Below are 24,844 nucleotides of genomic sequence, written 5' to 3'. Positions count from 1 at the left end.
GCCCTCAGCGGCGGAAGCGGTGACAGGTGTAGGCCAGGGTGCCGAGCAGCAGCCGGGCCTGCGGGGGGCCGCCCGCACTGTCCAGCGCGGGCCCGCGCAGCCAGGTGGCCGGGCCCAGGCCCGCGTGGTCGCAGGGCGGGGCGGTGAGGAAGGCGCCGCGGCCCAGGGCGCGCAGGTCGAGATCGGCGTCGTCCCAGCCCATCCGGTACAGCAGCTCGGGCAGCTCGGCGGCGGCGCCGGGGGCGACGAAGAACTGCGCCCGGCCGTCCGGCGTGGCCGTCACGGGCCCCAGCGGCAGGCCCATCCGCTCCAGCCGGACCAGGGCGCGCCGCCCGGCCTCGGCGGAGACCTCGATGACGTCGAAGGAGCGGCCGACCGGGAGCAGGATCGCCGCGCCCGGGTACTCGCCCCAGACCTCGGAGACCTCGTCCAGGGTGGCGCCGCCCGGGACGGTCGGAGCGAAGTCCAGCGGGTGCGCCCCCGGCGCACCGCAGTTCGTATGACCGCAGGAGCAGTCGCGGGCCGGACCCGCGGCGCGGGCCCCCGGGACCGCGTCCCAGCCCCAGAGCCCGGTGTACTCCGCCACCGTCGTGCACTCCGAGGTACGTCCGCGGCGCCGGACGCCGGAACGGAACTCCTTGGTGCTGCGGCTGCCGCCGATCGTGAAGCCCATGCCCATGCCCCCTCCAACGGGTCGGACGCGCCGGTGGTTACGACGTCGGCGAGACCTGTCGGAGGCCGGGTGGCGCGCGCCGTCCACCGGAGCCGCCCGGCGCACTCCTCGCCGCGCGCGCCCCGAGCGCACTCCCGTCCAACCACTGCTGTTTCGCCTTGGTGTCAAGTGAATCGCGCCTGGCCGGTGGGGAGTTCATTCGAAGGGGTGGCGAATGGTGGCGTTTCTGGAATCGACCTCGCCGACGGGGTGATCGTAGGATTACTTTCGGTGCACGAACCTGGACGGCGGACCCCAACCGTGGGTATGCCGGAGGCAATCGGTGGAGGACCTGTGAAGGTCCCTGGCGGAGACGGCCGCCCCGGCCAGGGTTCGTGTGAAGAGGCGATGCGGATGGGGGCGTTCCAGTGAGCGGCAACGGCGCAAGCGGAACGAGCGGCGAATCCGCTGTCCGGAACGAACAGCTGACTTCGTGGTTCGTCCGCAGCGGCTGGTCCAAGGGCGAACTCGCCCGCCAGGTCAACCGCCGCGCGCGCCAGATGGGCGCCCACCACATCAGCACCGACACCTCCCGCGTGCGCCGCTGGCTCGACGGTGAACAGCCCCGCGAACCCGTCCCGCGCATCCTCTCGGAGCTCTTCTCCGAACGCTTCGGCTCCGTCGTCGCCATCGAACAGCTCGGCCTGCGCACCGCCCACCAGACCCCCTCCGTCTCCGGCGTCGACCTGCCCTGGGCGGGCCCGCAGACCGTGGAACTCCTCAGCGAGTTCTCCCGCAGCGACCTGATGCTCGCCCGCCGGGGCTTCCTCGGGACCTCCCTCGCCCTCTCCGCGGGCCCCGCCCTCATCGAGCCCATGCAGCGCTGGCTCGTACCCTCCCCGGCCGCCGACCTCGGACCGCGCCCCGACGCCGGTCCTTCGGGCGCGCTCGGCGGGCACCGGCCGCCCCGGCTGTCCGAGCCGGAGCTCGACCTCCTCGAAGCCACCACCGTGATGTTCCGCCAGTGGGACGCCCAGTGCGGCGGCGGCCTGCGCCGCAAGGCCGTCGTGGGGCAGCTCCACGAGGTCACCGACCTGCTCCAGGAGAGCCACCCGGCCCCGGTCATGAAGAGGCTGTTCAAGGTCGCCGCCGAGCTCGCCGAACTCGCCGGCTGGATGAGCTACGACATCGGCCTGCACCCCACCGCGCAGAAGTACTTCGTCCTCGCCCTGCACGCCGCGAAGGAAGCCGGCGACAAACCGCTGGGCTCGTACATCCTGTCCGGGATGAGCCGCCAGATGATCCACCTGGGCCGCCCCGAGGACGCCCTGGAGCTGATCCACCTCGCCCAGTACGGCAGCCGCGACTGCGCCGGACCGCGCACCCAGGCCATGCTGTACGCGATGGAGGCCCGGGCCTACGCCAACATGGGCCAGCCCAGCCGCTGCAAGCGGGCCGTGCGGATGGCCGAGGACACCTTCTCCGACGTCGGCTTCGACTCCGAGCCCGAACCCGACTGGATCCGCTTCTTCTCCGAGGCCGAACTCAACGGCGAGAACTCGCACTCCTACCGCGACCTCGCCTACGTGGCCGGGCGCAGCCCCACCTACGCCTCCCTCGCCGAACCGGTGATGGAACGGGCCGTGGAACTCTTCGCCAAGGACGAGGAGCACCAGCGCTCGTACGCCCTGAACCTCATCGGCATGGCCACCGTCCACCTGCTCCAGCGCGAGCCGGAACAGGCCACCGTCCTCGTCGACCAAGCCCTCGACGTGGCGAGAAAGGTGCGGTCCGAACGGGTGAACACCCGGCTCCGCAAGACCGTCGACACCGCCGCCCGTGAATACGGGGACGTGGCCGAGGTGGTCCGGCTGACCGACCTCCTCGCCTCCCGGCTGCCCGAGGCCGCCGAGGCCGTCTGAGCCGCCCCGCGGCCCGGTCGCGCGCCTGACGTGCGCCCGACCCCGGCCTGACCCTCACATGACCCGGACCGGACCCGTACCTCACCGGTTCATGGAGGCGTAACACGCCCGACCTCTTCGTCATCGGCGCGAAACACCCAGCGGCGCCGCCGGAAACCGTCCTGCGCGAATCTCAGGGCCAATAACCGGCCAGACCTTACGCCGCCGCTCAGGTTTCCCACGATCGCCCGCACGCGAACGTACCGACGACGAGGAGACGCCGATGGCATCAGCCATCACGACCCTCGCAGCAGACGCCCCGACCCTGTCTGCCGCGAACACCGGGTTCATGCTCATCTGCTCCGCCCTGGTCATGCTGATGACCCCGGGACTCGCCTTCTTCTACGGAGGCATGGTCCGCGTCAAGAGCAGCCTCAACATGCTGATGATGAGCTTCATCAGCCTCGGGATCGTCACGATCCTCTGGGTCCTCTACGGCTTCAGCCTCGCCTTCGGCACCGACTCGGGCTCGCTGATCGGCTGGAACTCCGACTACGTCGGCCTCAGCGGAATCGGCCTCACCGAGCTGTGGGACGGCTACACCATCCCCGTCTACGTCTTCGCCGTCTTCCAGCTGATGTTCGCCGTCATCACCCCCGCCCTGATCAGCGGCGCCCTCGCCGACCGCGTCAAGTTCAGCGCCTGGGTGCTCTTCACCGCCCTGTGGGTCACCGTCGTCTACTTCCCCGTCGCCCACTGGGTGTGGGGCGCCGGCGGCTGGCTCTTCGAGCTCGGCGTCATCGACTTCGCCGGCGGCACCGCCGTCCACATCAACGCCGGCGCCGCCGCCCTCGGCGTCATCCTGGTCATCGGCAAGCGCGTCGGCTTCAAGAAGGACCCGATGCGCCCGCACAGCCTCCCCCTGGTCATGCTCGGCGCGGGCCTGCTGTGGTTCGGCTGGTTCGGCTTCAACGCCGGCTCCTGGCTCGGCAACGACGACGGCATCGGCGCCGTCATGTTCGTCAACACCCAGGTCGCCACCGCCGCCGCCATGCTCGCCTGGCTCGGCTACGAGAAGCTGCGCCACGGCTCCTTCACCACCCTCGGAGCCGCCTCCGGCGCCGTCGCCGGACTCGTCGCCATCACCCCCGCCGGCGGCTCCGTCAGCCCGCTCGGCGCGATCGCCGTCGGCGCCATCGCCGGCGTGCTGTGCGCCATGGCCGTCGGCCTGAAGTACAGGTTCGGCTACGACGACTCCCTCGACGTGGTCGGCGTCCACCTCGTCGGCGGCATCGCCGGCTCCCTGCTCGTCGGCTTCTTCGCCACCGGCGGCGTCCAGTCCGACGCCAAGGGCCTCTTCTACGGCGGCGGGCTGGAGCAGCTCGGCAAGCAGGCCGTCGGAGTCTTCTCCGTGCTCGCCTACTCCCTCGTGGTATCCGCGATCATGGCCTTCCTCCTCGACAAGACCATCGGGATGCGGGTCGCGGAGGACGTCGAGGTCTCCGGCATCGACCAGGTCGAGCACGCCGAGACCGCCTACGACTTCAGCGGCGCCGGCGGCGGGATCTCCGCACGGACCACCGCCGCACCCGCCCCCGCCGCCGCGAGCAAGAAGGTCGACGCATGAAGCTGATCACCGCCATCGTCAAGCCCTACAAGCTGGACGAGATCAAGGAAGCCCTCCACGCCTTCGGGGTCCAGGGCCTCACCGTCTCCGAGGCCAGCGGATACGGACGCCAGCGCGGCCACACCGAGGTGTACCGCGGCGCCGAGTACACCGTGGACCTCGTACCGAAGATCCGCATCGAGGTGCTGGTCGAGGACGAGGAGGCCGAAGAGCTGATCTCCGTCATCGTCAGCGCCGCCCGGACCGAGAAGATCGGCGACGGCAAGGTGTGGAGCGTCCCCGTGGACTCGGTCGTCCGGGTCCGCACCGGCGAGCGCGGCGCCGACGCGCTCTAGACGACGGGAGCCCCGGGTGACGAGCGTCGAAGAGACCACGCAGGACGACCCGGCCGGCTCCGGACCCGGCGGCTACGCCGAGGCCCGGCTGCGACTCCTCCAGGAGGAGTCGCGGTCCGGGCCTTCCCGGCGTTCCGCCCTGTCCGGGCTGACCGACCAATGGCTGAACGCACAGTTCGCGCGGGCCGCGCGGGAGACCGGCGTACGGGGCGCCGCCCTCGTCGCCGTCGGCGGCTACGGACGCGGCGACCTCTCCCCGCGCAGCGACCTCGACCTGCTGCTGCTCCACGACGGCAAGGCGCGCCCCGCCGACCTGAAGGCCCTCGCCGACCGCCTCTGGTACCCCGTCTGGGACCTCGGCCTGGCCCTGGACCACTCCGTACGCACCCCCGCCGAGGCACGCAAGACCGCCGCCGAGGACCTCAAGGCCCACCTCGGACTGCTCGACGCGCGGCTCGTCTCCGGCGACGCCGGCCTGCTCGCCGGGCTGCGCACCTCGGTCCTCGCCGACTGGCGCAACCAGGCCCCCAAACGCCTCCCGCAGCTGCACGCCCTGTGCCGGGAGCGGGCCGAGCGGGCCGGGGAGCTGCGCTTCCTGCTGGAACCCGACCTCAAGGAGGCGCGCGGCGGGCTCCGCGACGCCACCGTCCTGCGGGCCGTCGCCGCCTCCTGGCTCGCCGACGCCCCGCGCGAGGGGCTCGCCGAGGCCCGGCGGCGGCTGCTGGACGCGCGCGACGCCCTGCACCTGGTCACCGGCCGGGCCACCGACCGGCTCTCGCTCCAGGAACAGCCCCAGGTCGCCGCCCGGCTGGGGCTGCTCGACGCCGACGCGCTGCTGCGCGAGGTGTACGGGGCCGCGCGGGTGGTCGCGTACGCCGGCGACGTCACCTGGCGGGAGGTCGGGCGGGTGCTGCGCGCCAGGGCCGCCCGGCCGAGGCTGCGCGGACTGCTCGGGACCCGGGGGACGACCGCCCCCGAGCGGGCGCCGCTGGCCGAGGGGGTGGTGGAGTCCGACGGGGAGGCGGTGCTCGCGCTCGCCGCCCGGCCCGACCGGGACCCCGTGCTGCCCCTGCGCTTCGGCGCCGCCGCCGCGCAGGCGGGCCTGCCCGTCTCGCTGCACGCCGTGCGCCGGCTCGCCGCGCAGGCCCGGCCGCTGCCCGTGCCGTGGCCGGCGGAGGCCCGGGAGCAGCTGCTGACCCTGCTGGGCGCGGGCGAGCCGATGGTGGGGGTGTGGGAGGCCCTGGAGGCCGAGGGCCTGATCAGCCGGCTGCTGCCCGACTGGGAGCGGGTGCGCTGCCGGCCCCAGCACAACCCCGTGCACACCTGGACGGTGGACCGGCACCTCATCGAGACGGCGGTGCGGGCCTCGGCGCTGACCCGCCGGGTCGGCCGGCCCGACCTGCTGCTGATGGCGGCCCTGCTGCACGACATCGGCAAGGGCTGGCCCGGCGACCACTCCGTCGTCGGCGAGACCATCGCCCGCGACACGGCCGTGCGGGTGGGCTTCGACGCCGAGGACACCGCCGTGCTGGGCACGCTCGTACGCCACCACCTGCTGCTCGTGGACACCGCGACCCGGCGGGACCTCGACGACCCGGCGACCGTCACCGCCGTGGCCCGGGCCGTCGGGTCGACGGGCACCCTGGAGATCCTGCACGCCCTCACCGAGGCCGACGCCCTCGCGACCGGGCCCGCCGCCTGGAGCACCTGGCGGGGCTCCCTGGTGGCCGACCTGGTGCGGCGGGTCGCCGCCGTGCTGAGCGGGGCCCCGCCGGCCGGCCCCGAGCCGGACCTGCCCACCACGGAGCAGGAGCGGCTGGCGCTGGAGGCGCTGCGCACCGGGGAGCCGGTGCTCACCCTGCACGCCCGGCAGGAGGAGGACGAGGCCGTCGGCGTCGAACTGGTCGTGGCCGTCCCCGACCAGCCCGGGGTGCTCCCGGCGGTGTCCGGGGTACTCGCCCTGCACCGGCTCACGGTACGGGCTGCGGACCTGCGGTTCCTGGAGCTGCCGGACCATCTGGGCGAGGTGCTGGTGCTGCGCTGGCGGGTGGCCGCGGAGTTCGGGGCGCTGCCGCAGGCGGCCCGGCTGCGGACCGATCTGGTGCGGGCGCTGGACGGCACCCTGGACGTCCCGGCGAAGCTGGCCGGCCGCGAGGCGGCGTACCCGCGCCGGCGGGGGGTGGTCCCGCCGCCGCCGCGCGTCACGGTGGTCCCGGACGTCTCGCCGCTGGCCACGGTCCTGGAGGTCCGCGCCCCGGACGCGGTGGGGCTGCTGCACCGGATCGGGCGGGCCCTGGAGTCGGCGGGGGTGCGGGTGCGCAGCGCGCACGTCTCCACCCTGGGGGCGAACGCGGTCGACACCGTCTACGTGGTCGACCCGGACGGCAAACCCCTCCCGCCGCAGGCTGCCGCCGAAGTCGCCTCCCGCGTCCAGGCGGCCTTGACGTAGGCCGCTGCGCGGGGCCGTCCCCTGCCCGCCCTTCGCCCGTCCCCTGGGGGCTCCGCCCCAGACCCCCGTGCCTCAAACGCCGGCGGGGCCGGATACATCCAGCCCGCGCGGCGCTTGAGCGCGCCGGGCGCGGAGCGCACGGAACGGGGTCAGGGGCGGAGCCCCTGGGAACGGTGGAAGGGCGGGCAGGGGACGGCCCCGCGCAGCGGCCCCCCGACCCCGCCCCCGGGAGGGGGAACGGCCGGATACCCTGGGGGACGACCACCACGCCCCCGACCCGAGGAATCGCGACCACCGTGTTCGATACGCTTTCCGACCGCCTCAGCGCGACCTTCAAGTCCCTCCGGGGCAAAGGCCGCCTCTCCGAGCAGGACATCGACGCTGCGGCGCGGGAAATCCGTATCGCCCTCCTCGAGGCCGACGTCGCGCTTCCCGTCGTCCGCTCCTTCATCGCGAACGTCAAGGAAAGGGCCCGCGGCGAGGAGGTCAGCAAGGCGCTGAACCCCGGCCAGCAGGTCCTGAAGATCGTCAACGACGAGCTGGTCTCCATCCTCGGCGGCGAGACCCGCCGGCTGCGCTTCGCCAAGACCGCGCCCACCGTGATCATGCTGGCCGGTCTCCAGGGTGCCGGTAAGACCACCCTCGCCGGAAAGCTCGGCTTCTGGCTGAAGGGGCAGGGCCACACCCCGCTCCTCGTCGCCTGCGACCTCCAGCGCCCGAACGCCGTCAACCAGCTCAGCGTCGTCGCCGACCGCGCCGGCGTCGCGGTCTACGCGCCCCAGCCCGGCAACGGCGTCGGCGACCCGGTCCAGGTGGCCAAGGACTCCGTCGAGTACGCCCGTGCCAAGCAGCACGACATCGTCATCGTCGACACCGCCGGCCGCCTCGGCATCGACCAGGAGCTGATGCAGCAGGCCGCGGACATCCGCGACGCCGTCAGCCCCGACGAGATCCTCTTCGTCGTCGACGCGATGATCGGCCAGGACGCGGTCAACACCGCCGAGGCCTTCCGCGACGGCGTCGGCTTCGACGGCGTGGTGCTGTCCAAGCTCGACGGCGACGCCCGTGGTGGTGCCGCGCTCTCCATCGCGCACGTCACCGGCAAGCAGATCATGTTCGCCTCGAACGGCGAGAAGCTCGACGACTTCGACGCCTTCCACCCCGACCGCATGGCGGGCCGGATCCTCGACATGGGTGACATGCTCACCCTCATCGAGCAGGCCGAGAAGACCTTCTCGCAGGCCGAGGCCGAGAAGATGGCGGCCAAGCTCGCCAAGGGTCCCAAGGAGTTCACGCTCGACGACTTCCTGGCCCAGATGGAGCAGGTCCGCAAGATGGGCTCCATCTCCAAGCTCCTCGGCATGCTGCCGGGCATGGGCCAGATCAAGGACCAGATCAACAACATCGACGAGCGCGACGTGGACCGCACCGCCGCGATCATCAAGTCGATGACCCCGGCCGAGCGCCAGGACCCGCACATCATCAACGGCTCGCGCCGCGCCCGTATCGCCAAGGGCTCCGGTGTCGAGGTCAGCGCCGTGAAGTCGCTGGTGGAGCGCTTCTTCGAGGCCCGCAAGATGATGTCCCGCATGGCCCAGGGCGGCGGGATGCCCGGCATGCCCGGCATCCCGGGCATGGGCGGCGGCCCCGGCCGGCAGAAGAAGCAGGTCAAGCAGGCCAAGGGCAAGCGCAAGAGCGGCAACCCGATGAAGCGCAAGGAAGAGGAGGCCGCGGCCGCGGCCCGCCGCGAGCAGGGCGCGCAGCCCGGCGCTCCGGCCGAGGGCGGCAACCCGTTCGGGCTCCCCGCCGGCGGCGGCCAGCCGGGTCAGGACTTCGACCTGCCGGACGAGTTCAAGAAGTTCATGAAGTAGCAGGGCGGGAAGCCGCTGCGGAAGGGCCCCGGGCGCGTCATGCGGCCGGGGCCCTTCCGCATCTGCGGGGGCAGCGGGTCTATTTGTCGCTTATGGTCGGCCGGGAGGACGGCATGACGGCATAAGGAGGCGCCCACGTGCCCAGCCCCACCCCCGTACCGCCGCGCGACCGCGCCGACACCCCCTGGCGCTCGGAGGGCGCCCCGCCCGCCCCGCCCGCCAAGCGGAAGCTGCCCGGCGGGGGATGGCGCGGACTGGTCCTCGCCGCCCTGATCGTCTTCCTGCTGACCAACCTCGTGCTGTCCTTCTTCAACGAGGGCGACGAGCCGACGATCTCCTACACGGAGTTCAGCAAGCAGGTCGCCGACGGGAACGTCTCCAAGATCTACTCCAAGGGAGACGCCATCCAGGGCCAGCTCAAGAGCGAGCAGCCCGTCCCCGGCGGCAAGGGCGACTACACCAAGTTCGTCACCCAGCGCCCCGCCTTCGCCGACGACCAGCTGTGGTCCAGCCTCACGGGCAAGGGCGTCACCGTCACCGCCTCCCCGGTGGTCGAGCAGCGCAGCTTCCTGGCCAACCTGCTGATCTCGCTCGCCCCGATGCTGCTCCTCGTCGGCCTGTGGCTGCTCATCGCCCGCCGGATGGGCTCGGCCATGGGCGGGATGGGCGCGCTGGGCCGCAAGGGCCCGCCCAAGCCCGTGGAACTGGAGGCGGGCGCCCCGCGCACCACCTTCGACGACGTCGCCGGCATCGACGAGGTCGAGGGCGAGCTGAACGACGTCGTCGACTTCCTCAAGAACCCCCAGCAGTACCGCGACATGGGCGCCCGGATGCCCGGCGGCGTCCTCCTCGCCGGGCCGCCCGGCACCGGCAAGACCCTCCTCGCGCGGGCCGTCGCGGGCGAGGCCGGGGTGCCGTTCTTCTCCGCGTCCGCCTCCGAGTTCATCGAGATGATCGTGGGCGTCGGCGCCTCCAGGGTCAGGGAGCTCTTCGCCGAGGCGCGCAAGGTGGCCCCCGCGATCGTGTTCATCGACGAGATCGACACCATCGGCAGGGTGCGTGGCGGCGGTGCGGGCATGGGCGGCCACGACGAGCGCGAGCAGACCCTGAACCAGATCCTCACCGAGATGGACGGCTTCTCCGGCTCCGAGGGCGTCGTCGTCCTCGCCGCCACCAACCGGGCGGACGTCCTCGACCCCGCCCTGACCCGCCCCGGCCGCTTCGACCGCACGGTCGTGGTCTCCCCGCCCGACCGGGACGGCCGCGAGGCCATCCTGCGCATCCACACCCGCGACATCCCGCTCGCCGCCGGCGTCGACCTCGCCCAGGTGGCCCGCACCACCCCCGGCATGACCGGGGCCGAACTCGCCAACCTGGCCAACGAGGCCGCGCTGCTCGCCGTCAAGCGCAAGCAGCGCCAGGTCACCCAGGCGGACCTCTCCGACGCCCTGGAGAAGGTCCAGCTCGGCGCGGAACGCCCCCTGGTGATGCCGCTGGAGGAGCGCCGTCGCACCGCCTACCACGAGGGCGGCCACGCCCTGCTGGGCATGCTCCAGCCGGGCGCCGACCCCGTACGCAAGATCACCATCGTGCCCCGCGGCCGGGCCCTCGGCGTCACCCTCTCCACCCCCGACGCGGACCGGTACGCGTACACGGAGGAGTACCTCCGCGGCCGCATCATCGGCGCGCTCGGCGGGATGGCGGCCGAGCAGACCGTCTACGACATGATCACCACCGGCGCCGAGAACGACCTCGAACAGGTCACCAACATCGTCCGCGGGATGGTCGCCCGCTGGGGCATGAGCGAGCGCGTCGGCAAGCTCACCGCCGTCCCCTCCGACGGGCAGGGCCCGTACGGCCTGGCCGCCGCGCCCACCACGCTCGACACCGTGGACCACGAGATGCGCCGCATCGTCGACGAGTGCTACGAGGAGGCCTGCCGCCTGCTGCGCGAGCACCGGCCGAAACTCGACGCCCTCGCCGAGGCCCTCCTGGAGGCCGAGACCCTGGACGAGCAGGCGGCGTACGCGGCGGCCGGCATCCCCCGCCTCGCCAAATAACCCGCGCCCCCGTTACGCCACCCGGGCGACGACGTACCGGAAGATGTTCGGCAGCCAGACGGCTCCGTCGGCCCGCTCGTACGGGTGAAGGGCCTCCGACAGCTCCTTCTCCGCCAGGGCGGGATCCGCCCCGCCGCCGTACAGCCCCGTCGACAGCAGGCCCCGGACCGCGCTGTCCACGTCCGCGTACCCGAACGGGCAGAACACCCGCCCCGACCCGTCGGGCACCAGCCCCGCCCGCGCCGCCAGCGCGTCCAGGTCCAGGGCCGCCGGGCCGCCGCCCAGCACCGCAGGCACCGTGCAGCGCTCCGGCGGACCCCAGCCGGCCAGCACCACCGCCCCGCCCCGCCGGACCGCCGGCAGGGCCGCGGCCAGGGCGCCCGCGGAGGGCGCGAAGGCGAGCAGTACGTCGTAGGGGCGCGCGGCGGGCACCGGGGGAGCCGCCACCACCTCCAGCAGCCGTTCGCGGGCCAGCGCCCGGCGGGCCGGATCCGCCTCCACGCCGGTGGCGGCGGCACCCCGCCCCCCGGCCAGCAGCAGGGCCAGCCCGGCCCCGCAGTCGAGGCCCAGCAGCCGGTCACCCGGCCCGATCTCCAGCCGGTCGTATACCGCTTCGTACAGCGGTACCAGCATCCGTTCCTGGATCTCCGCCCAGTCCCGGGCGACGAGCGTCGCCGTCGGCGTCGGTGTCATCGAAAGAGCGCTCCTGATTCCGTGTCGCCCCCTTGCCCCCGTTGCCAGGGAACTCCCCATTCGCCCCCGCGTCCAGAGGAGCGCGCCACCCGATTCACGCTCGACCCGCCCGGCGCCGTACCATTCGCGCCATGGCAAAGGCACCCGTTCTCACCCCGCAGGCGGAGGATTTCCCCCGCTGGTACCAGGATCTGATCAACAAGGCCGAGCTGGCCGACAACGGTCCGGTCCGCGGCACCATGGTCATCCGCCCTTACGGCTACGGCCTGTGGGAGCGGATGCAGCAGGAGATGGACGCCCGCATCAAGGACGCCGGCGCACAGAACGCGTACTTCCCGCTGTTCATCCCGCAGTCGTACCTGACGAAGGAAGCCGAGCACGTCGAGGGCTTCGCCCCCGAGCTCGCGGTCGTCACGCACGGCGGCGGCAAGGAGCTGGAGGAGCCGGTCGTCGTCCGGCCCACCTCCGAGACGATCATCAACGACTACTTCTCCAAGTGGGTGCAGAGCTACCGGGACCTGCCGCTGCTGATCAACCAGTGGGCCAACGTGGTCCGCTGGGAGATGCGCCCCCGCGTGTTCCTCCGTACGAGCGAGTTCCTCTGGCAGGAGGGCCACACCGCCCACGCCACGTACGAGGACGCCCGCGACTACGCGGCCCGGATCCACCGCGACGTCTACGGCGACTTCATGACGAACGTGCTCGGCATCGACGTCGTGCTCGGCCGCAAGACCGCCAAGGAGCGCTTCGCCGGCGCCATCAACACCCTCACCCTCGAGGGCATGATGGGCGACGGCAAGGCCCTGCAGATGGGCACGAGCCACGAGCTCGGCACCAACTTCGCCAAGGCCTTCAACACCCAGTACCTGTCGAAGGAGGGCCGGCAGGAGCTGGTCTGGCAGACCTCGTGGGGCGTCTCGACCCGCATGGTCGGCGGTCTGATCATGTCCCACGGCGACGACAACGGCCTGCGGGTGCCGCCGCGCCTGGCCAACGTCCAGGTCGTCGTCATGGCGATCAAGGGCGACGAGGCCGTCGCGAAGGTCCGCGAGCTGGGCGACCGGCTCAAGGCCGCGGGCATCCGCGTCCACGTCGACGACCGCGTCGACACCCCCTTCGGCCGCCGCGCGGTCGACTGGGAGCTCAAGGGCGTACCGGTGCGCATCGAGATCGGCCCCCGCGACCTGGAGGCCGGCACCGCGATGCTGGCCCGCCGGATCCCGGGCGGGAAGACCCCGGTGCAGATCGACGCGCTCGCCGACCTGCTGCCCAAGGTCCTCGACGAGGACCAGGCGCAGCTGCTGCGCGAGTCCCGCGAGCGCCGCGAGTCCCGTACGAGCGACGTCGCCACCATCGAGGAGGCCGCCGAGGCCGCCATCGCGGGCGGCTGGGCGCGCATCCCGTGGGCCGACCTCGGCCCCGAGGGCGAGGCCAAGCTGGGCGAGCAGGCCGTCTCGGTGCGCTGCCTGGTGGCCGAGGACGGGTCGGTCCCGGTGGCCGACGACGCCCCCGGTACGCTCGCGATCGTCGCGCGCTCCTACTGATTTGCCCCGGCGCCCCCGGCGTGCGGCTCCGGCCGCGCGCCGGGGGCGTCGGTGTCGATAGCCCTCGTTACGTACCGACTCCTCCTGGGATATGCGCACCCGTCCTCGTCAGGACGCATCAGCGTGAACTGACTGGTACGTGCAAAAAATTTGGAATGGCCCGGAATCGGAACACCGGGGCCCCCCGGCTCGTTGTCACGACGTGAGCACGACACCACCTGTTCTCGCCGCAGAGCTGGCGCAGGCGTGGGCCGACATTCAGCGGTACCACCCCGAGCTGCCTGACCTTGCCGCGCCCGAGTCCCTGATCGGAGAGTCCTCGTCCGCCTGTGGCGCCGAGCTCTCCTTCGAGCGACTGCTGCACGAGGCAGTCCACGGCATCGCCGCCGCCCGCGGAGTGCGTGACACCTCGCGCGCCGGCCGCTACCACAACCGCAGATTCCTCGCGATCGCCGAGGAGATGGGGCTGGACCACTCCGAGGAGCCGCACGCCAGCAGCGGGTTCTCCCTGGTCACCCTCAACCCCGAGGCCAAGAAGCGCTACCGCCCCACCATCGAGCGGCTCCAGCGCGCCCTCAAGGCGCATACGGCGGCCACCGCGGCCGACACCAAGCGCAGCTTCCGGGGCCCGGCCGCCCGGCACGGCTCCTCGGGCGGCGGCGTGCGGGTCAAGGCGGTCTGCGACTGCGGGCGCAACGTCCGGGTGGTCCCCTCCGTGCTGGCGCAGGCGCCGATCGTCTGCGGCGGCTGCATGAAGCCCTTCCGCATCCCCGAGGTCGCCACCGCGGCTGCATCCTGAGCGCGGCCGCCCCGGCACGTGGCGTGCGGGCGCGGTCCGGCGGAGCGGGACGGGCGGCCGGGGCGCGGCCGGTCCGGCCCGCTCCGCGACCTGCGGTGCGGGCGGCCGGGGAACTCCCGCCCGCTCGGAAGCGCCGCGGGCGTGTGGCACAATGGGCAGCTGTACTCGACAGCCGCATAGGACCCCTCTCTCCTCCGGCTGACGCGTCCATCGGGCACCCGAGTACCGCAACCCCACGTGGCATCTCAAGTGCCCAACCACGTCAAGTTCAGGAGACACCACTCCAGTGGCAGTCAAGATCAAGCTCAAGCGCCTCGGTAAGATCCGCTCCCCGCACTACCGCATCGTCGTCGCCGACGCTCGCACCCGCCGGGACGGTCGCGCGATCGAGGAGATCGGCATCTACCAGCCGACCTACAACCCCTCGCGCATCGAGGTCAACGCCGAGCGCGCGCAGTACTGGCTGTCCGTGGGCGCCCAGCCCACCGAGGCCGTCCTCGCCATTCTGAAGCTCACCGGTGACTGGCAGGCGCACAAGGGCCTTCCGGCCCCGGCGCCGCTGCTGCAGCCGGCGACGAAGGAAGACAAGCGTCGTTCCTTCGACGAGTTCGCCAAGGCCCTCGAGGGCATCGGCGAGGGCAAGGGCGAGGCCATCACGCAGAAGAAGAAGGCCGACAAGAAGGCGGACGAGGCTGAGGCCGCCGCCGAGTCGACCGAGGCCTGAGCATGCTCGAGGAGGCTCTTGAGCACCTCGTAAAGGGCATTGTGGACAACCCCGACGACGTGCAGGTCGCCTCGCGCAACCTGCGCCGCGGGCAGGTGCTGGAGGTCCGGGTACACCCCGACGACCTCGGCAAGGTGATCGGCCGCAACGGCCGCACCGCTCGTGCTCTGCGTACCGTCGTGGGCGCCATCGGCGGCCGGGGGATCCGCGTCGACCTCGTCGACGTGGACCAGGTCCGCTGAGCAGTTGAACACCGGCACGGGCCGGGGAGGGCACACGTGCCCGCCCCGGCCCGTTGTCGTCTGAACAGGAGATACAGGTGGAGCTGGTAGTCGCGCGGGTCGGCCGCGCCCACGGGATCAAGGGTGAGGTCACCGTCGAGGTGCGGACCGACGAGCCGGAGCTGCGGCTCTCGCCCGGTGCCGTGCTGCGGACCGAACCGGCGTCGGCGGGTCCGCTGACCATCGAGACGGGCCGGGTGCACAGCGGCCGGCTCCTGCTCCGCTTCGAGGGCGTCAAGGACCGCACCGCCGCCGAGGGGCTGCGCAACACCCTCCTGATCGCGGACGTCGACCCGGCGGAGCTTCCCGAGGAGGAGGACGAGTACTACGACCACCAGCTCATGGACCTGGACGTCGTACTCGAGGACGGCACCGAGATCGGCCGGATCACCGAGATCTCGCACCTGCCCTCGCAGGACCTCTTCATCGTCGAGCGCCCGGACGGCACCGAGGTCATGATCCCCTTCGTCGAGGAGATCGTCGCCGAGATCGACCTGGAGGAGCAGCGCTGCGTCATCACCCCGCCGCCCGGCCTGATCGACGACCGCGCCGAGGTCGCCTCCGCCCGCGACGCCGAGGCTTCCCCGGAGGCCGAGAAGTCCGGGGACGACGTCTGATGCGGCTCGACGTCGTCACGATCTTCCCCGAGTACCTGGAGCCGCTGAACGTCTCCCTCGTCGGCAAGGCGAGGGCGCGCGGGCAGCTCGACGTACACGTGCACGACCTGCGGGAGTGGACGTACGACCGGCACAACACCGTCGACGACACCCCCTACGGCGGCGGCCCCGGCATGGTCATGAAGACCGACCCCTGGGGCGAGGCCCTGGACTCCGCGCTGGCCGACGGCTACGAGACCGGCGCGCACGGCCCGGTCATGGTCGTCCCCACGCCCAGCGGCCGGCCCTTCACCCAGGAACTGGCCGTCGAGCTCTCCGAGCGCCCCTGGCTGATCTTCACCCCGGCCCGGTACGAGGGCATCGACCGCCGGGTCATGGACGAGTACGCGACGCGGATGCCGGTCTACGAGGTCTCCATCGGCGACTACGTCCTGGCGGGCGGGGAGGCGGCCGTGCTGGTCGTCACCGAGGCCGTGGCCCGGCTGCTGCCCGGAGTGCTCGGCAACGCCGAGTCGCACCGCGACGACTCCTTCGCCCCCGGCGAGATGGCCAACCTGCTCGAAGGCCCCGTCTACACGAAGCCCCCGCAGTGGCGCGGCCGGGGCATCCCCGAGGTGCTGCTCAGCGGCCACCACGGCAAGATCGCCCGCTGGCGCCGCGACGAGGCCTTCCGCCGCACCGCGCAGAACCGGCCGGACCTGATCGAGCGCTGCGAGGCCTCGGCCTTCGACAAGAAGGACCGCGAGATCCTCAGCATCCTGGGCTGGAAGCCGTCCGGAGACGGCCGATTTTGGCGCAGGCCGCAGGCCGTGGAAGAATAGGCGGCTGCTGTGTGCTTCCGTACGCTCCTGCCACAGGGGGATCGCCGTACGGGGAGTGGCACGGCTCCCGAATTCTCTACGGAAACCCGCACCGGCGACCTGTGGCGTCGTGCGAAGAAAGCAGACGAACAACATGTCTCACCTGCTCGATGGCGTCAACGCCGCCTCCCTGCGCACGGACGTCCCGGCCTTCCGCCCGGGTGACACGATCAACGTGCACGTCCGCGTGATCGAGGGCAACCGCTCCCGTATCCAGCAGTTCAAGGGCGTTGTCATCCGTCGCCAGGGCTCTGGCGTCTCCGAGACCTTCACCGTTCGCAAGGTCTCCTTCAGCGTCGGCGTGGAGCGCACCTTCCCGGTCCACTCCCCGATCTTCGAGAAGATCGAGCTCGTCACCCGCGGTGACGTGCGTCGCGCCAAGCTGTACTTCCTCCGTGAGCTCCGCGGCAAGGCCGCGAAGATCAAGGAGAAGCGCGACCGCTGATCTCCTCTCCGGGTCCCGGGGACGGGCGGATAGGCTCGCACCCGATGGACACCGAAGCAGAGCTCACACAGCGCGGCCACTCCTCCCCCGCACAGGGGGAGGGGCGGCCGCGTTCTGCTTTTCCCGGGTCCTGGCCGTTCGGGGTCCGGCTTTCGGGTTCCTGGCGGCGGGCCGGGCTGATCGGCGCGCTCTGCGCCGTCTCCCTGCTGCTGGCCAACTTCGTCGTCCAGCCCTTCCAGATCCCGAGCCGTTCCATGGAGCCGACCCTGCGGGTGGGGGACCGGGTCCTGGTCAACAAGCTGGCGTACCGTTTCGGCGCCGAGCCCCGGCGGGGGGACGTGGTGGTCTTCGACGGCGCCGGGTCCTTCGTGCGGGAGCCCGCGGGCGGCAATCCGGTGGCCGACGCGGTGCACGGCGCGCTCTCGGCGCTCGGGCTCGCGGAGCCCTCCGACACCGACTTCGTGAAGCGGGTCGTGGGCGTCGGCGGGGACGACGTGGTGTGCTGCGACCAGGGCGGCCGGATCCAGGTCAACGGGGTCCCGGTGGAAGAGCCCTACCTGTACGCAGGGGACTCGGCCTCGAAGGTGCCCTTCCGGATCGTCGTCCCGCTGGGGACCCTGTGGGTCATGGGCGATCACCGCTCCCAGTCCAGGGACTCCCGGGACCACCTGGGGGAGCCTGGCGGGGGGATGGTGCCGGTGGACAAGGTGATCGGCCGGGCCGACTGGATCGGCTGGCCGGTGTCGCGCTGGGGTTCGGTGTCCGGGGCGCGGACCGGGGACGGCCCGCATGGGTAGCCGCGGCCGCCCGCGAGGTGCGGGCCGCCCGGAACCGGGGCGGGGGAACCGGGCGGAGCGGCCCGAACGGCCCCGGCGGAGCCCGGAGCGGGCGCCCCGGCGCGCGCCCGCGGCGGAGCCCGCGGGCGAGGCCGCGCCGGAGCGGGCGCCCGGGGAGGCGGCGAGTGCCGAGGGCGTGGAGTCCGTCGAGCCCGTCGAGCCCGTCGAGCCCGGTGGGCGGGCCGAACGGCGCCGACTGGCGCGCAAGGTCCGCCGGCGCAGGCGTACCCGCCGCGTGGGCGAGCTGCCGCTGCTGGTGGCGGTCGCGCTGTGCATAGCCCTGGTGCTCAAGACCTTCCTGGTGCAGGCCTTCTTCATCCCGTCCGGCTCCATGGAGCAGACGATCCGGATCGGGGACCGGGTGCTGGTGGACAAGCTGACCCCGTGGTTCGGCTCGAAGGTCCGGCGGGGCGACGTCGTCGTGTTCAAGGACCCGGGCGGCTGGCTCAAGGGCGAGGCCGCGAGGCCCGAACCGGACCCGGCGGGCGTCAAGCAGATCAAGCAGGCCCTGACCTTCATCGGCCTGCTGCCCTCGGCGGACGAGCAGGACCTGATCAAGCGGGTCATCGGCATCGGCGGGGACACGGTGAAGTGCTGCGACGCCCGGGGCCGGGTGACCGTCAACGGAACGCCGCTCGATGAGCCTTACGTGTCACCCGGCAACGCCCCCTCCGAAATCCGATTCGAGGTGCGCGTACCGGCCGGGCGGATCTTCGTGATGGGCGACCACCGCGCCAATTCGGCCGATTCCCGTTACCACCTCGACGAGGCCTTCGAAGGGACCATCGACGAGAAGGGCGTGGTCGGGCAGGCTGTGGTGATCGCCTGGCCCTACGACCACTGGCGCGGACTCGACCAGCCGGCGACCTTCCTGCAAGTACCGGATCCCGTGCGCGGCGGCAGGCGGCGCGGGCCCGGTCGGCGCCGTCGCGGCACGGCGTTCGCATAGTGTGGCCCTGGTCTCCCGCGCCTTAGGGAACTCCCGCTCGTTAGGGGAGGGGAGGGCCCGTTCCTGTTCCGGTACGGGCAGCGGTTTTCCGAGTGAGGAGTGGATGTGGGGGACGTGGCGGTAGGCGCGCGATCCGGACGCGATGAGGGTGAGGAGCGGCCGGACGACGCCGTCGGGCACGAGACCGAGGAGGAGGGCGCCGAGGCGGAGCAGCCGCAGCGCTCCTTCTGGAAGGAGCTCCCGCTCCTCATCGGTATCGCCCTGCTGCTGGCCCTGCTGATCAAGACCTTCCTGGTGCAGGCGTTCTCCATCCCGTCCGACTCGATGCAGAACACCCTGCAGCGCGGTGACCGGGTGCTGGTGGACAAGCTGACCCCGTGGTTCGGCTCGGAGCCCGAGCGCGGCGAGGTCGTGGTCTTCCACGACCCCGCGAACTGGCTGGCCGGGGAGCCCACCCCGGAGCCCAACATCGCGCAGACGATCCTCAGCAAGATCGGCCTGATGCCGTCCGCCGACGAGAAGGACCTGATCAAGCGGACCATCGCCATCGGCGGGGACACCGTGGAGTGCAAGAAGGGTGGACCGGTCGTCGTCAACGGCAAGGCGCTGGACGAGCCGTACATCTTTCCCGGCAACAGCGCGTGCGACGACTTCCCCTTCGGCCCGATCACCGTGCCCAAGGGCAAGATCTGGGTGATGGGCGACCACCGCCAGAACTCCCAGGACTCCCGCTACCACCAGCAGGACTCCACCCAGGGCTTCGTCCCGGTCAAGGACGTCGTCGGCCGGGCCGTGGTGGTGGCGTGGCCCCTCACCCGCTGGTCCACCCTCCCCGTGCCGGACACCTTCGACCAGCCGGGCATCGGCAAGCAGCCCCCGGCGCCGCTGCACTCGCCGCAGGCGAGCGGGCCGGGCACGGCGGGGGTCACCCCGGCCGCGCTGGGGCTCGTCGGAGCCGTGCCGCTGGTCATGTGGCGCAGGCGGAGGCTGACCAAGGGGCGTACCGCCCGGTAGGGTGCCGCCCAGGTCGACGATCCCGAGTCATGGGGGCGCTGCAATGGGCGGAACGCAGGCAATACGTACGCGCAAGGACGGCCGCGGCGGCCTCGGCAACACGTTGTCGGGGATCGCCGTGGCCGTCGGCTTTGTGATCTTCCTCGGCGGCTTCGTCTGGGGCGCCCTGGTGTACCAGCCGTACACGGTGCCGACGGACTCGATGGTGCCGACGGTGCAGCCCGGCGACCGGGTGCTGGCGCAGCGGATCGACGGCGGCGAGGTGCGGCGAGGTGACGTGGTCGTCTTCACCGACACCGTGTGGAGCAATTCGCCCATGGTCAAGCGGGTCGTGGCGGTCGGCGGCGACACCGTCTCCTGCTGTGGCCAGGGCGGCCGGGTGACCGTGAACGGCGAGCCGCTGGACGAGCCGTACCTGGACCGGGAGGGCGCGAGCGCGGCTGCGGCGGCGGGCACGAAGCCGTTCGAGGTCAAGGTGCCCGAGGGCAACCTCTTCCTGATGGGCGACCGCCGCGGCGGCTCGCTGGACTCCCGTTCGCACCTCGAGGACGTCGGTCAGGGGACGGTGCCCCGGTCGGCGGTCTCGGCCCGGGTCGACGCGCTGGCGTGGCCGTCCGTGAAGATGCTGGAGCGGCCGCAGGTCTTCGCCGCCCTGCCCGGAGGGATCTCCGCTCCCGGGCCGCTGCGGCTCCAGGTGGCCGCGGTGCTGGCCGGCGGGGCCCTGGTGGTGCTGGGCGGCGCCTACGGGCCGCTCGCGCGGCTCCTGGGGCGCGGGCGCGGGAAGGCGGGCGCCGATGGCCGCTGAGCCGGCCGGGAGGCCGCGGAAGGTCTCCAGGGTGGTCCTGCTGGACCCCGCGGACCGGATCCTGCTGCTGCACGGCTTCCAGCCGGACGACCCCGCGGACGACTGGTGGTTCACCCCCGGCGGAGGACTGGAGGGCGCCGAGAGCCGGGAGCAGGCCGCGCTGCGGGAACTCGCCGAGGAGACCGGGATCACAGAGGTGGAACTGGGGCCGGTGCTGTGGCGCCGGTACTGCTCCTTCCCCTTCGACGGCAGGCGCTGGGAGCAGGACGAGTGGTACTTCCTGGCCCGTACCGCCCAGACCGACACCGAGATGGGCGGCCTCACCGAGCTGGAGCGGCGCAGCGTCACCGGGGCCAGGTGGTGGACCTCCGAGGAACTTCTCGCGGCCCGTGAGACGGTGTACCCGACCAGACTGGCCGAGCTGCTCCGGACGCTGCTCGACGACGGTCCTCCGGGCGCTCCGGTGGTCCTCGCCCCGGAAATCGTTTAGGGGCGTACGGCGCTGGCGCACAATAGGGGGACGCACGGCTGAAGGGGAACATGCCATGAGCGCCGAGGACCTCGAGAAGTACGAGACCGAGATGGAGCTGAAGCTCTATCGGGAGTACCGCGACGTCGTCGGGCTGTTCAAGTACGTGATCGAGACCGAACGACGTTTCTACCTCACCAACGACTACGAGATGCAGGTGCACTCGGTCCAGGGCGAGGTCTTCTTCGAGGTCTCCATGGCCGACGCCTGGGTCTGGGACATGTACCGGCCGGCCCGCTTCGTCAAGCAGGTCCGCGTCCTGACCTTCAAGGACGTGAACATCGAGGAGCTCAACAAGAGCGACCTCGAACTGCCGGGCGCCGACCTGCCGGGCTGATCCGCGGACCGGTCCGGGCCCCCCAACCCTCCGACCTCCTACCGGCCGGTTCACCCTGAGGGGTGAGCCGGTCGTCCACAACGCCCTGGTTTTCCACCAAGATCCACTTGCTGCGCCGGAACGCGGGACCGTCGGCGTCGGAGGTGGTGCCGGATGAGCGCGAAGGGCGTGGCACAGCAGGCATTGGGGCGGTACGGCGAGGAGCTCGCCGCGCGGAGGCTGACCGAGTCCGGGATGACGGTGATCGCCAGGAACTGGCGGTGCCGCGCCGGGGAGATCGACATCGTCGCCCGCGACGGGGACGCCCTCGTCGTGTGCGAGGTCAAGACGCGCCGCGCGGGCGACTTCGAACACCCCATGGCCGCCGTCCGGGCCGGCAAGGCCGAGCGGCTGCGCCGGCTCGCCGGGCGGTGGCTCGCCGACCACGGGGGCCCGCCGCCGGGCGGGGTGCGGATCGACCTCGTCGGCGTCCTGCTGCCCCGGCGCGGGGCGCCCGTGGTGGAGCACGTCAGGGGGGTGGCCTGATGGGGTTCGCGAGGGCCTGCTCGGTGGCCCTGGTGGGCGTCGAGGGCGTACTCGTGGAAGTGCAGGCCGACCTGGAGCCGGGGGTGGCGGCCTTCACCCTGGTGGGGCTGCCCGACAAGACCCTGGTCGAGAGCCGCGACCGGGTACGGGCGGCGGTGGCGAACTCGGGCGCCCCCTGGCCGCAGAAGAAGCTCACGGTCGGCCTCAGCCCCGCGTCCGTGCCGAAGTCCGGCGCCCATTTCGACCTGGCCGTCGCCGCGGCCGTGCTGGGCGCCGCCGAGGTCGTCGACCCGGGCAGGATCGCCGACCTGGTGCTCATCGGGGAGCTGGGCCTCGACGGCCGGGTGCGCCCGGTGCGGGGGATCCTGCCGGCCGTGCTCGCCGCCGCCGAGGCCGGGTACCGGCAGGTGGTCGTGCCGCAGCAGTGCTCGGCCGAGGCCACCCTGGTCCCGGACGTCTCGGTGCTGGGCGTGCGCAGCCTGCGGCAGCTGATCGCGGTGCTGACCGACGGGGAGGCACCCGACGAGGAGCCCGCACCGGAGGCCGGGCGCCCCGATCCGATGCTCGCCGGCCTGGTCCTGCCCGGCACCGGGCTCGGTACGGGCCTCTCGGGCCGGGGCGACCCCGCGGACTTCCCCGACCTCGCCGACGTCGCCGGGCAGCACGGCGCCCGCCGCGCCCTGGAGGTGGCGGCCTCTGGGGGCCACCACCTGTTCCTCAGCGGGCCCCCGGGCGCGGGCAAGACGATGCTCGCCGAGCGCCTGCCCTGGCTGCTGCCGCCGCTCACCCGACAGGACTCCCTGGAAGTGACGGCCGTCCACTCGGTCGCGGGAATCCTGCCGCCCGGCGAACCGCTGGTCGGCAGGGCCCCGTACTGCGCCCCGCACCACTCCGCGACCATGCAGTCGCTGGTCGGCGGCGGGGCCGGGATCCCCAGGCCCGGAGCGGTCTCCCTGGCCCACAGGGGGGTGCTCTTCCTGGACGAGGCCGCCGAGTTCAGCGGCAAGGTGCTGGACGCCCTGCGACAGCCACTCGAAGCCGGGCACGTGGTCATCGCCAGGGCCGCCGGGGTGGTACGGCTGCCCGCCCGCTTCCTGATGGTCCTCGCGGCGAACCCCTGCCCCTGCGGCCGCCACGGCTTCACGGGGTCCGGCTGCGAATGCCCCGCCTCGGTGATCAGGCGCTACCAGGCCCGGCTGTCCGGGCCGCTGCTCGACCGGGTCGACCTGCGGGTCGAGGTGGAGCCGGTCACCCGCTCCGACCTGCTCGGCCGGGGCGGCCGGGGAGAGGCCACAACGGCCGTCGCCGACCGGGTCCGCGAGGCCCGCGACCGGGCCGCCGCCAGGCTCTCCGGCACCCCGTGGCGGCTCAACTCCGAGGTGCCCGGGCACGAGCTGCGCACCCGCTGGCCCGCCGGCCCCGGCGCCCTGGCCCTGGCCGAGCGGGACATGGAGCGCGGACTGCTCACCGCGCGGGGGCTGGACCGGGTGCTGCGGGTCGCCTGGACCGTCGCCGACCTGCGGGGCCGCGACCGTCCCGAGGCGCTGGACGCGGCCGTCGCACTGGAGCTGCGCACCGGCATCGCCCGGGGCGCCGCCCGAGCCGTGGGGTCGGGCTCGTGAGCGCGGAAGGGCGGCCCGATCCGGAGCTCCTGGCCCGGGCCGCGCTGACCAGGGTGCTGGAGCCGGGGGACGAGCACGGCGGCCGCTGGATCCGGGAGCTCGGGGCCACCGCGGTGATGCGGCTCCTGACCGGCCCCGACCCGGAGCCCGGGCCGCTGACCGGGGTGGGGCCCGAGCGGCTCGCCGGGTACCGCAGACGGGCCGCCGTCGCGGAGCCCCTGCGGGACCTGGAGAGCGCCGCCGGCTCGGGCGTGCGCTTCGTGTGCCCCGGCGCGGCGGAGTGGCCGACCCAGCTGGACGACCTCGGCGACGCCCGGCCCGTCGGGCTCTGGCTGCGGGGCCGCCCCCACCTGCGGACCTGGGCCCTGCGCTCGGTCGCCGTGGTCGGGGCCCGGGCGTGCACCCCGTACGGGGCCCACATGGCGCAGACCCTGGCCGCCGGGCTCGCCGAGCGCGGCTGGGTGGTCGTCTCGGGGGCGGCGTACGGGATCGACGGCGCCGCCCACCGCGGGGCCCTCGCCTCGGGCGGAGCCACCGCGGCGGTACTGGCCTGCGGGGTGGACACGGCCTACCCGCGCGGCCACGCCGGACTCCTGGGCCGGATCACCCGTCAGGGTCTGGTCCTGGGCGAACTGCCGCCCGGCACCCACCCCACCCCGAGCCGGTTCGTGCTGCGCAACCGGGTCATCGCCGCCCTCACCCGGGGCACGGTGGTCGTGGAGGCCGCCCACCGCAGCGGATCCCTGGTCACCGCCCGCCGCGCCCAGGAGCTGGGCCGGCTCACCATGGGCGTACCCGGCCCCGCCACCAGCGGCCTCTCGGCCGGGGTGCACGAACTGCTGCGCGGCGAGGCGGTGCTCGTCACCGACGCCGACGAGATCGTCGAACTCGTCGGCGACATGGGCGAGCTGGCCCCCGCCCGGCGCGGCCCGGTCCACGCCCGGGACCTGCTGGCCCCCGGCGCCGCACGGGTGCTGGAGGCGCTCCCCGCGGGCCGCCCGGCGGGCCTCGACGAGATCGCCCTCGGCGCGGCCGTCGGCACCGATGAAGTCATCGGCAGACTGTACGAACTTCACTCTCTGGGGTTCGTCGAACGGCAGGGCGACGGCTGGCGGTTGACCCCGCGGACGTCGCGAGAGGGGGTGCAATCCGGAGCCGACCGGCGAGGCGGTCGTTGACCTGGGGCGTTCCGGTGAAAGAGTGACGGCGATGACAGACGCGGTCCTCCCGGTGGCAGTCGCCGGGACCGTGCGCGAGGCGCCGGTCCCGGGCCGCCCGCGCGAGGGCGGACGCCCCTGGGCCCCCGCGCCATCCCGTACTCTTCGCGCACCGCGACACTTCCGTCACGCTACGCTCCCAAGGAATCCCG

24 protein-coding genes are annotated in these 24,844 nt (G+C 72.9%); 22 read left to right on the top strand and 2 right to left on the bottom strand.

Annotated elements, in window-relative coordinates:
* Positions 1–4 precede the first annotated feature (4 nt).
* On the bottom strand, positions 5–673 hold the full coding sequence (locus tag ACZ597_RS00620; RefSeq protein WP_471323123.1) for a bifunctional DNA primase/polymerase: 669 nt from the start codon (positions 671–673) through the stop codon (positions 5–7).
* Between the two features lie 407 nt (positions 674–1,080).
* Between ACZ597_RS00620 and nsdA the strand changes: the two genes are divergently transcribed.
* From nsdA to ftsH, 6 genes are all read left to right on the top strand, one after another.
* Positions 1,081–2,574 (top strand): transcriptional repressor NsdA, encoded by a 1,494-nt coding sequence (nsdA, locus tag ACZ597_RS00615; RefSeq protein ID WP_471323120.1) that lies wholly within the window; start codon positions 1,081–1,083, stop codon positions 2,572–2,574.
* Positions 2,575–2,836: 262 nt separating this feature from the next.
* Entirely contained in the window at positions 2,837–4,180 is a 1,344-nt protein-coding gene (locus ACZ597_RS00610; RefSeq protein ID WP_471323117.1) for an ammonium transporter, read from the top strand.
* Positions 4,177–4,515 (top strand): P-II family nitrogen regulator, encoded by a 339-nt coding sequence (locus ACZ597_RS00605; protein ID WP_361610247.1) that lies wholly within the window; start codon positions 4,177–4,179, stop codon positions 4,513–4,515. Before ACZ597_RS00610 ends, ACZ597_RS00605 begins: the two co-directional genes overlap by 4 nt.
* A gap of 16 nt (positions 4,516–4,531) precedes the next feature.
* Complete coding sequence (locus tag ACZ597_RS00600) at positions 4,532–6,964, top strand: [protein-PII] uridylyltransferase (RefSeq protein ID WP_471323114.1); 2,433 nt, start codon at positions 4,532–4,534, stop codon at positions 6,962–6,964.
* Positions 6,965–7,260: 296 nt separating this feature from the next.
* Positions 7,261–8,835 carry a signal recognition particle protein gene (gene ffh, locus ACZ597_RS00595; protein WP_471323112.1) on the top strand — a complete coding sequence of 525 codons (1,575 nt, stop codon included), beginning with the start codon at positions 7,261–7,263 and terminating at the stop codon, positions 8,833–8,835.
* Positions 8,836–8,972: 137 nt separating this feature from the next.
* Positions 8,973–10,895, top strand: a complete 1,923-nt coding sequence (ftsH, locus tag ACZ597_RS00590) for an ATP-dependent zinc metalloprotease FtsH (protein ID WP_471323109.1) — start codon at positions 8,973–8,975, stop codon at positions 10,893–10,895.
* Between the two features lie 12 nt (positions 10,896–10,907).
* Here the strand turns inward: ftsH and ACZ597_RS00585 are convergent, their stop codons facing one another.
* Positions 10,908–11,588 carry a methyltransferase type 11 gene (locus tag ACZ597_RS00585; RefSeq protein ID WP_471323106.1) on the bottom strand — a complete coding sequence of 227 codons (681 nt, stop codon included), beginning with the start codon at positions 11,586–11,588 and terminating at the stop codon, positions 10,908–10,910.
* Positions 11,589–11,719: 131 nt separating this feature from the next.
* Here ACZ597_RS00585 and proS point away from each other — a divergent pair, with 131 nt between their 5' ends.
* The 16 genes from proS (at position 11,720) to dprA (ending at position 24,653) form a co-directional block, all read left to right on the top strand.
* Positions 11,720–13,132 (top strand): proline--tRNA ligase, encoded by a 1,413-nt coding sequence (proS, locus tag ACZ597_RS00580; protein ID WP_471323103.1) that lies wholly within the window; start codon positions 11,720–11,722, stop codon positions 13,130–13,132.
* A gap of 202 nt (positions 13,133–13,334) precedes the next feature.
* Complete coding sequence (locus ACZ597_RS00575) at positions 13,335–13,931, top strand: hypothetical protein (protein WP_125594841.1); 597 nt, start codon at positions 13,335–13,337, stop codon at positions 13,929–13,931.
* Between the two features lie 286 nt (positions 13,932–14,217).
* A complete protein-coding gene (rpsP, locus tag ACZ597_RS00570) occupies positions 14,218–14,655 on the top strand; it encodes a 30S ribosomal protein S16 (protein ID WP_125817063.1) in 438 nt (145 codons plus the stop codon).
* A gap of 2 nt (positions 14,656–14,657) precedes the next feature.
* Positions 14,658–14,897 (top strand): RNA-binding protein, encoded by a 240-nt coding sequence (locus ACZ597_RS00565; protein ID WP_007266827.1) that lies wholly within the window; start codon positions 14,658–14,660, stop codon positions 14,895–14,897.
* 77 nt (positions 14,898–14,974) lie between these two features.
* Positions 14,975–15,553, top strand: a complete 579-nt coding sequence (gene rimM, locus ACZ597_RS00560; protein WP_471323100.1) for a ribosome maturation factor RimM — start codon at positions 14,975–14,977, stop codon at positions 15,551–15,553.
* Positions 15,553–16,374 carry a tRNA (guanosine(37)-N1)-methyltransferase TrmD gene (trmD, locus tag ACZ597_RS00555; protein ID WP_471323097.1) on the top strand — a complete coding sequence of 274 codons (822 nt, stop codon included), beginning with the start codon at positions 15,553–15,555 and terminating at the stop codon, positions 16,372–16,374. Before rimM ends, trmD begins: the two co-directional genes overlap by 1 nt.
* A 133-nt stretch (positions 16,375–16,507) precedes the next feature.
* Complete coding sequence (gene rplS / locus ACZ597_RS00550) at positions 16,508–16,858, top strand: 50S ribosomal protein L19 (RefSeq protein ID WP_030227407.1); 351 nt, start codon at positions 16,508–16,510, stop codon at positions 16,856–16,858.
* Positions 16,859–16,902: 44 nt separating this feature from the next.
* Positions 16,903–17,655, top strand: coding sequence for a signal peptidase I (gene lepB, locus ACZ597_RS00545; RefSeq protein WP_471323094.1), 753 nt, complete (start codon positions 16,903–16,905; stop codon positions 17,653–17,655).
* Positions 17,648–18,643: a signal peptidase I gene (lepB, locus tag ACZ597_RS00540; protein ID WP_471323092.1), complete on the top strand. Its 996-nt coding sequence runs from the start codon at positions 17,648–17,650 to the stop codon at positions 18,641–18,643. Before lepB (ACZ597_RS00545) ends, lepB (ACZ597_RS00540) begins: the two co-directional genes overlap by 8 nt.
* 114 nt (positions 18,644–18,757) lie before the next feature.
* The gene (lepB, locus tag ACZ597_RS00535) at positions 18,758–19,657 is read left to right on the top strand and encodes a signal peptidase I (RefSeq protein WP_471323089.1); all 900 of its coding nucleotides are present in this window, start codon (positions 18,758–18,760) and stop codon (positions 19,655–19,657) included.
* A 43-nt stretch (positions 19,658–19,700) separates the two neighbouring features.
* Positions 19,701–20,462 carry a signal peptidase I gene (lepB, locus tag ACZ597_RS00530; protein ID WP_471323086.1) on the top strand — a complete coding sequence of 254 codons (762 nt, stop codon included), beginning with the start codon at positions 19,701–19,703 and terminating at the stop codon, positions 20,460–20,462.
* Positions 20,452–20,952, top strand: coding sequence for an NUDIX hydrolase (locus ACZ597_RS00525; RefSeq protein WP_471323083.1), 501 nt, complete (start codon positions 20,452–20,454; stop codon positions 20,950–20,952). Before lepB (ACZ597_RS00530) ends, ACZ597_RS00525 begins: the two co-directional genes overlap by 11 nt.
* A gap of 55 nt (positions 20,953–21,007) precedes the next feature.
* The gene (locus ACZ597_RS00520; RefSeq protein ID WP_007266836.1) at positions 21,008–21,328 is read left to right on the top strand and encodes a DUF2469 domain-containing protein; all 321 of its coding nucleotides are present in this window, start codon (positions 21,008–21,010) and stop codon (positions 21,326–21,328) included.
* A 153-nt stretch (positions 21,329–21,481) separates the two neighbouring features.
* On the top strand, positions 21,482–21,853 hold the full coding sequence (locus ACZ597_RS00515) for a YraN family protein (protein ID WP_471323080.1): 372 nt from the start codon (positions 21,482–21,484) through the stop codon (positions 21,851–21,853).
* Positions 21,853–23,475 carry a YifB family Mg chelatase-like AAA ATPase gene (locus ACZ597_RS00510; protein WP_471323077.1) on the top strand — a complete coding sequence of 541 codons (1,623 nt, stop codon included), beginning with the start codon at positions 21,853–21,855 and terminating at the stop codon, positions 23,473–23,475. Before ACZ597_RS00515 ends, ACZ597_RS00510 begins: the two co-directional genes overlap by 1 nt.
* Positions 23,472–24,653, top strand: coding sequence for a DNA-processing protein DprA (gene dprA / locus ACZ597_RS00505; RefSeq protein ID WP_471323074.1), 1,182 nt, complete (start codon positions 23,472–23,474; stop codon positions 24,651–24,653). Before ACZ597_RS00510 ends, dprA begins: the two co-directional genes overlap by 4 nt.
* Positions 24,654–24,844: the final 191 nt, after the last annotated feature.

This window comes from Streptomyces sp. NPDC040718 (assembly GCF_055593565.1).
Note: the sequence above shows the minus strand (reverse complement) of the source record. Positions and strands in the feature narration are given on the sequence as shown.

Excerpts from the sequence above, each read along its gene's own strand:
- trmD (WP_471323097.1), top strand. The coding sequence starts at position 15,553 with ATGCGGCTCGACGTCGTCACGATCTTCCCCGAGTACCTGGAGCCGCTG.
- rplS (WP_030227407.1), top strand. The coding sequence starts at position 16,508 with ATGTCTCACCTGCTCGATGGCGTCAACGCCGCCTCCCTGCGCACGGAC.
- lepB (WP_471323086.1), top strand. The coding sequence starts at position 19,701 with ATGGGCGGAACGCAGGCAATACGTACGCGCAAGGACGGCCGCGGCGGC.
- ACZ597_RS00525 (WP_471323083.1), top strand. The coding sequence starts at position 20,452 with ATGGCCGCTGAGCCGGCCGGGAGGCCGCGGAAGGTCTCCAGGGTGGTC.
- ACZ597_RS00605 (WP_361610247.1), top strand. The coding sequence starts at position 4,177 with ATGAAGCTGATCACCGCCATCGTCAAGCCCTACAAGCTGGACGAGATC.
- ACZ597_RS00610 (WP_471323117.1), top strand. The coding sequence starts at position 2,837 with ATGGCATCAGCCATCACGACCCTCGCAGCAGACGCCCCGACCCTGTCT.
- ACZ597_RS00515 (WP_471323080.1), top strand. The coding sequence starts at position 21,482 with ATGAGCGCGAAGGGCGTGGCACAGCAGGCATTGGGGCGGTACGGCGAG.
- proS (WP_471323103.1), top strand. The coding sequence starts at position 11,720 with ATGGCAAAGGCACCCGTTCTCACCCCGCAGGCGGAGGATTTCCCCCGC.
- ACZ597_RS00620 (WP_471323123.1), bottom strand. The coding sequence starts at position 673 with ATGGGCTTCACGATCGGCGGCAGCCGCAGCACCAAGGAGTTCCGTTCC.
- ACZ597_RS00520 (WP_007266836.1), top strand. The coding sequence starts at position 21,008 with ATGAGCGCCGAGGACCTCGAGAAGTACGAGACCGAGATGGAGCTGAAG.
- ACZ597_RS00565 (WP_007266827.1), top strand. The coding sequence starts at position 14,658 with ATGCTCGAGGAGGCTCTTGAGCACCTCGTAAAGGGCATTGTGGACAAC.
- ACZ597_RS00585 (WP_471323106.1), bottom strand. The coding sequence starts at position 11,588 with ATGACACCGACGCCGACGGCGACGCTCGTCGCCCGGGACTGGGCGGAG.
- lepB (WP_471323092.1), top strand. The coding sequence starts at position 17,648 with ATGGGTAGCCGCGGCCGCCCGCGAGGTGCGGGCCGCCCGGAACCGGGG.
- ACZ597_RS00510 (WP_471323077.1), top strand. The coding sequence starts at position 21,853 with ATGGGGTTCGCGAGGGCCTGCTCGGTGGCCCTGGTGGGCGTCGAGGGC.
- lepB (WP_471323094.1), top strand. The coding sequence starts at position 16,903 with ATGGACACCGAAGCAGAGCTCACACAGCGCGGCCACTCCTCCCCCGCA.